The sequence below is a fragment of the Steroidobacter sp. genome, from assembly GCF_016790065.1.
In the GTDB taxonomy this organism is placed as follows: domain Bacteria; phylum Pseudomonadota; class Gammaproteobacteria; order Steroidobacterales; family Steroidobacteraceae; genus Steroidobacter.
On record NZ_JAEUPY010000295.1, the window covers coordinates 1 to 4,815 of the forward strand.

Consider the following 4,815-nt stretch of genomic DNA (forward strand, 5'->3'; position numbering starts at 1 on the left):
GCTTCACGTCCATGTGGCGCTCAGAAAACGACATCCATGTCGTTTTATGCGCCGGCGAGGAGGATCCCCCCGGCACCCTCCGCCTCAAGCTCGGCGGTAGCCCGCCATCGCCGCTCGATGCCGCTTCTCTCAAGCTTTGCAGCAACCAACGATCTTCCGCGATGCTTCTTCTCTAGAGCTCGGCGGTAGCCTGCCATCGCAGATCGATGCCTCTTCTCTCTAGCTCGGCGGCAAACAACCATCTTCCGCGATGCCTCTTCTCTCACGCTCGGTGGTGCCCACCATCGCTGATCGATGCCGCCTATCTCAAGCTATGCGGCGCGCACCGGCGTAGAGAGCCATCAGCTTAGTTTGTATGAGCGCTGGGCCCGGCCGCTCTGGTGAAGACGCAGCGAACCGGTCGGGCGGTGGTGGGCGGGGGGACTTTGTTCTCCCGGCGCATAAAACGGCATGGCTGCCGTTTTCTGAGCGCCACAGGGAGGTGAAGCAACGGCCCCGCTACGCGGGGCGAAGGGCTATGCGCGTCGCCGGGAGGACAAAGTCCCCCCGCCCACCGCCGCGAACCACTGAGGCCTCCGTCCGGCAACCTCAGCAATACAAACAAGCGTCAGCCTGAAAACCCAATCCAGCGGCCGGAGGCCGCGACCAAAAACCAAACCGACATAGAAGCTAAAGCCATCATCTTCAAAGTAACCGGCCGAAGGCCGGCGTGATCGCCACGAAGTAACGGCTGTTTCAAAGTGAAAACAAACAAAACCCCAATCAACAAAGCAGCCATCTTGGTCCAATAAAAAGGATTGTGGTAACACTTGGTCGCAACACCCGCCAACATCGGCACCCCGGTCAGCAGCAACATCCACAACCCCACCTTGAACCACCGATGTGCCTGCTCAACAACCACACTCGACGGCACATCTCTCAAAATCACATTCAGCAATCTCAAGTCTTGAGCAAGGACCGTCCCGCCTAGCAACGCCAGCCCCATCAAATGCACAGCCTCGACGACAGCAAACGTCGCCGGCAGGTCCTTCATGAAGACGCCGAGTGCCGAAGCTTCTAGCCACTCAAAAAAAGAAAACAACATGGCCCTGTCCCCAAGGAGTGAAGCTACTCAGCCGCCACGCAGCCGGCGGCCCAATCGACGAAGGCGGGATTGTCGTTGCCGCAATCGAACCAGTCGTAGGCGATGAAGCGCCCGGTGACGACCACGCCGGCCCACAGCGCCAACGACAATCCGGCAGCGACTCTCGCTCGTCTCGGAGCCACGGCATCGAGGTCCCAGGATTTTTTAGCAGCGAGTAGATAGCCTCGAAACAGCCACGCATTAACCGCCGCAGCGATCAGCAGCAGCACTTTGATGCGAAACCATAGGCTCTGCGTAGTCCGCACGGGGATCGAGACGTACAGCAGGAGGCCAGTGAGGAACATGAGGGAGAAGCCAATCAACATCGGCTTGTCGAGCCGCTCGGCGATCTGCGATGCGGGCACGTTTGCGAAACACAGCCCGAGCATGCGCAGGTCGACCACGACCAGCATGCCGAGGCTGAGCATCAGCGTCATGACGTGCGTGGTCTCGATCCAGTTGTAGAGATAAAAGGATTCGTGCAGCCCAATGCTGAAGGAGCGCTCGCTCAACCATTGGGCGAATTGTAGTAACGCCGAATTCACGCGCTTTGGACTCCCCCCGATGACGATTCGATTCTAGTCGGGGCGCCCGGCGCGGGCGGACAAGAAATATCAATGCTCGGTCCGCGCCGGGTGAAGAGTCAGGGTTTGGGTGGCGCGTCGCCTTTGACCTGGCGTGATTTGAACCGCCAGCCGGCCGGGGTTTTTACCAAAACATCGGTGTACTGCCCGGTGCTCGCGATCGCCGGTGGCGTGGTGCCGACGTCGAGCAACATCAGCATTACTTTACCGTTTGCTCCGTCCGCTGACGGTGTGATGCTCAGGTTCGAGTTCCAATGCCGGCGAGTCGCGCCGTTCATTTTTTCCCGCCAGGTTCTGATGAAACCCACCAGTGCGTCCTTGCCTGCAAATCGATTGAACGTCCCGTCGGGAGTGAATGTCGCGGCCCACGCCTCGCCGTCACCAGCATCGATTGCGTGGTTGTAAGTGGCGTACAGCTGTTCAATGTCGATGTAGTCCTGCGTCGTCAGCTCGGCGGCGCTCGCTACTACAGCGACCAATGCCAGGACGGTCACCGCCGTCGCCTGAGTGAGGAATCGAACGAGGGTGTTCATGAGAAGGGGTCCTTGTTGGTGTAGTGAGTTCTCTCGGTGCGACGGGAATCTTAGCGTCGTCACTGACGCTAACAGTGCTGCTTGGACTTTCTTAGCTCGTCTCGCCGCGTCAGCGGCAAGAAAATAGAAATATTGGCCCCTCCCAAGGTGTATGGACAAGGGGAGAGGGGTTGGGGTGAGGGTCCGTTCTTAAGTCTTGCAGAGCAGAAGCAAAGCCGTCATCGTCGCCCCATGACCCATGCCTACGACACTCAGGCGCTGGACGATCTCCGCCACTGGCAATACGAAATGCAACGTCCGCCCGGTCTGTGGAACCGGGCCACCAGTGGCGTTCAACGCAAGATCAACAGCTACATTCCGGAGAAGCTCCACGCCAGCATTACCGCCGTCATTAAACAAATGACTCGGGCCGTGCTCAGCGGCTCTAACTTCACTGCTTCTTCACCCCTACTCGAAGGCAGCCTTGAAGATCGCGAAGCTCGCGTACGAGCGACAGTGGATCGTTATAGGAAAACGGCCGCCGTCGAAGGCGGCATTACTGGTGCGGGCGGCTTCCTGCTAGGCCTCGCTGACTTTCCGCTGCTGTTGAGTATCAAGTTGAAGATGCTGTTCGAGATCGCCGCGCTGTACGGCTTCTCCGGAGAGGATTATCGAGAGCGCTTGTACTTGCTGTATGTCTTCCAGCTGGCGTTCTCCAGCGATCAGCATCGCGCTGATGTGTATCAACATATGCAGCGCTGGCATGAGGAGCGTTCACACCTGCCAGGGTCGCTGGAAGAGTTCGACTGGCGAAGATTCCAACAGGAATATCGCGATTACATCGATCTCGCCAAGCTTGCTCAGCTGTTGCCGGTGATCGGAGCGCCAGTGGGAGTGATTGTGAACAACCGGCTACTGAAGAAGCTCGGTGTTACAGCAATGAACGCGTACAGAATGCGCTGGTTCGAACGACCAGCGCTGCCCAATGCGGATGAGCCTGCTCGTCTGCGCTGACGCGCGACGAAGACACTAGTGGCCGAGGCGTCGTCCGAGCTGCCGCGCCGAGCAAGCCACGGCGCCGCGTGACGCCTTATTCGAGTCGCACGCCTTCGAGTAGCGCAGCGGTCATAGCTCGCGCTTTAGCGCGAGCCTCATCGATGGTCGAGCCTAGCGCCAGCGACACACCCATCCGGCGCTGGCCGTGAACTTCGGGCTTGCCGAACAAACGCACCGCCGTGTCGGGCTCAGTCAAGGCCCGCTCGACATTCTCGAACCGAACATTCTTCGACTCGCCTTCAACCAACAACGCACACGACGCGGCCGGGCCGCGCTGGCGAATCACGGGGATCGGCAATCCCAAAATCGCGCGGGCGTGAAGCGCGAACTGCGGCAGGTCCTGAGAAATCAAAGTCACCAAGCCGGTGTCATGCGGCCGCGGCGACACTTCGCTGAAATAAATCGTATCTCCGCTTACAAACAACTCCACGCCAAAAATCCCATTGCCGCCAAGATTCTCAGTCACAGCATGCGCGATCCGCTGCGATTCCTGCAAAGCTGCATCGCTCATGGGCTGCGGCTGCCACGACTCACGATAATCGCCGTCGATCTGTAAATGCCCGATGGGCGCACAGAAACTGGTCTGCCCGTTGTGACGCACCGTCAGCAAGGTAATCTCGAAATCGAATTTGACGAAGCCTTCGACGATGATGCGGCCACCGCCGGCACGACCGCCCTGCTGTGAATAATTCCAAGCGTGAGCAACATCCGCCTCAGTGCGTACCACACTCTGACCTTTGCCGGACGAACTCATCACCGGCTTCACCACGCAAGGCATGCCGATGTCACGCACCGCCTGCCGATACTCTTCCTCCGTATCGGCGAATCGGTACGGCGACGTGCGCAACTGCAGCTGCTCGGCGGCGAGTCGTCGAATGCCTTCGCGATCCATGGTGAGCCGCGCCGCGCGTGCAGTGGGAACGACGGTGAAACCTTCCTTCTCCAGCTCCAGCAACGCCGGTGTAGCAATCGCCTCGATCTCCGGCACGATGAGATGCGGCCGCTCGCGCTCGACCACCTGCCGCAGCGCCGCCGGGTCGAGCATGTTGATGACATGCGAACGATGCGCCACCTGCATGGCCGGCGCGTTGGCATAACGATCCACCGCGATGACTTCGCAGCCGAAACGTTGCAGCTCGATCACCACTTCCTTACCCAGCTCGCCGGAGCCCAGCATCATGACGCGGGTAGCGGAGGACGACAGCGGAGTGCCTAAAGTAGTCACGGTAATTGCTCGAACTGGAGGTGAGGCCGCGAAGTATCCGGCGGATGGCCATTGCATACAACCGGGGCCGCTAAATCACATTGCGAGCCACGGTCAGGGTCATTAGGCTGCGCGCTTTCGTCAGCGAAAGGATGATCATGTCCGCATCACGTTCGTTGTTGGCAGCGATACTGGCCACACTCGCCGTCGCCGCCCAGGCCGCAGAGGAAGCGAAGCAAGCCTGGGACGTGAACTCGCCGCCGGGCGAGCGCCGCGAAATCCCCATCGACGTGCGCTCCGGCACCTGGATGAGCGTGGACGTGAGCCCCGATGGCA

General features: G+C 59.7%; 5 protein-coding genes. 1 reads left to right on the forward strand and 4 read right to left on the reverse strand.

Going from position 1 to position 4,815, the window contains the following annotated elements:
- Nucleotides 1-607 precede the first annotated feature (607 nt).
- The 3 genes from JNL55_RS12525 to JNL55_RS12535 all read right to left on the reverse strand — a co-directional run bounded on the left by JNL55_RS12525 (nucleotide 608) and on the right by JNL55_RS12535 (nucleotide 2,240).
- Nucleotides 608-1,084, reverse strand: a complete 477-nt coding sequence (locus JNL55_RS12525; RefSeq protein ID WP_293853316.1) for a DUF6644 family protein — start codon at nucleotides 1,082-1,084, stop codon at nucleotides 608-610.
- 23 nt (nucleotides 1,085-1,107) lie between these two features.
- The gene (locus JNL55_RS12530) at nucleotides 1,108-1,668 is read right to left on the reverse strand and encodes a DUF6644 family protein (protein ID WP_293853318.1); all 561 of its coding nucleotides are present in this window, start codon (nucleotides 1,666-1,668) and stop codon (nucleotides 1,108-1,110) included.
- Between the two features lie 98 nt (nucleotides 1,669-1,766).
- Nucleotides 1,767-2,240, reverse strand: coding sequence for a nuclear transport factor 2 family protein (locus tag JNL55_RS12535; protein WP_293853321.1), 474 nt, complete (start codon nucleotides 2,238-2,240; stop codon nucleotides 1,767-1,769).
- 231 nt (nucleotides 2,241-2,471) lie between these two features.
- On the opposite strand from JNL55_RS12535, the gene JNL55_RS12540 reads away from it, so the two are divergent.
- Nucleotides 2,472-3,233, forward strand: a complete 762-nt coding sequence (locus tag JNL55_RS12540; protein ID WP_293853323.1) for an EcsC family protein — start codon at nucleotides 2,472-2,474, stop codon at nucleotides 3,231-3,233.
- Between the two features lie 76 nt (nucleotides 3,234-3,309).
- Here JNL55_RS12540 and purT read toward each other — a convergent pair whose 3' ends face one another.
- Nucleotides 3,310-4,500, reverse strand: a complete 1,191-nt coding sequence (gene purT / locus JNL55_RS12545; RefSeq protein ID WP_415923066.1) for a formate-dependent phosphoribosylglycinamide formyltransferase — start codon at nucleotides 4,498-4,500, stop codon at nucleotides 3,310-3,312.
- Nucleotides 4,501-4,815 lie beyond the last annotated feature (315 nt).